The organism is Variovorax sp. YR750, assembly GCF_900109805.1.
Lineage (GTDB): Bacteria > Pseudomonadota > Gammaproteobacteria > Burkholderiales > Burkholderiaceae_C > Variovorax > Variovorax gossypii.
The window spans coordinates 1-1220 of record NZ_FOBJ01000056.1; the positions used below are offsets into that span (position 1 = coordinate 1).

Here is a 1220-nt window from a genome sequence, read left to right on the forward strand (position 1 = left end):
TCGCGGTAGATGCCCTCCACCAGTTCCATCGAACCGTTCGGGAACAACACCTCCGTCGCCGCGCGCCGTCCGCGCAGGATCTCCGGCAGCGCTCGCAGCGCCGCGTCCACGAAGTTGATCTGGGCCTGGTACTCGGGACCGAGCTGGAGCTTGCAGGCCTCCCAGCGCGACCACAGCGCATCCCTGTCCGGCGTGTCCGCCATGAGCACCCTCAGCGCGCCGCCTTCACGCGCCAGATACCCCCGCTTCTCCAGCACCTCCAGGCTCTCGACGAGCCAGGGCCCGTACAGCGACGGCAGACCCACCCGGGCCTTCCACGCCTCGACGTCAACCACCGGCTGCGAGGCCAGTCCCAACTCGCACAGCTGACCCCACAGCAACTCCGCAAGCAAGTTATCGAGGGTCTGCTTCGTCTCCGCGCTCATGTCCACCGGAGACTCGACCGCAGTCGCACGCGGCAGCACCTCCGCCACCGACGACACCCCCGGCACGACCTGCTCCACCTCCAACGTCGCGGGCACGCCGTCCGGCGTGCGGCTGCGGACGCCTTGAAGCCACACGCACACCCGGCCCTGCATGTCCGTCAGCGACACATCCAGCGTCGGGAGCGCACCGCCGGTCGTGCCGCCTACACCCTGCCGCACCACCGCCACGGCCTTCGCCGGCACCGGCCCATACAGCGCCACCGTGTCCACCGCCTCCATCGCAAACGGACGCAACGGCTCGTCCTGCGGCTGCGCGGTCACGCGCCCCATCGACGCCAGCAGCGCCGCGCCCAGCAGCCCAGGCGGCAGCATGAAGGCCGCCGACGACTCGCTCGCCTTGGACGGCAGCGCCAACTCGCCCACCGCCAGCAGCCGACCCGCTGCATCCTGCCCCACCCGGACTTCCATCAACGACTGGAAGGCCGGGCCGTACGCCAGACCCATCCGCGTGAACTCCGCATAGCACGCCTCGGACGCGAACACCTGCGGGCACTGCGACCGCAGCCGATCCAGGTCCTCGATCGGCGCATCCGCCGCCGCCGCAACCCGCGCTCGCCCCTGCGCATGCACCCGCGCCTCCTCCTCGCCCGCGACCTGGGTGTACACCTCGAAGCTCACCGCCCCACCGTCCTGCGGCACAAGCGCAATGTGCACCTCCACCGGCGCATCACCCACCACCACAGGCTGCGCGAACACCACCTGCTCCAGCCGCACGTCCCGCGCCTGCGACGCCGC

At 71.0% G+C, this 1220-nt stretch carries 1 protein-coding gene; it reads right to left on the minus strand.

All coding sequences use genetic code 11. From position 1 onward, the window contains the following. On the minus strand, positions 1-1220 hold a 1220-nt coding region (locus BMY35_RS37505; RefSeq protein ID WP_143080860.1), incomplete at both ends, for a polyketide synthase dehydratase domain-containing protein.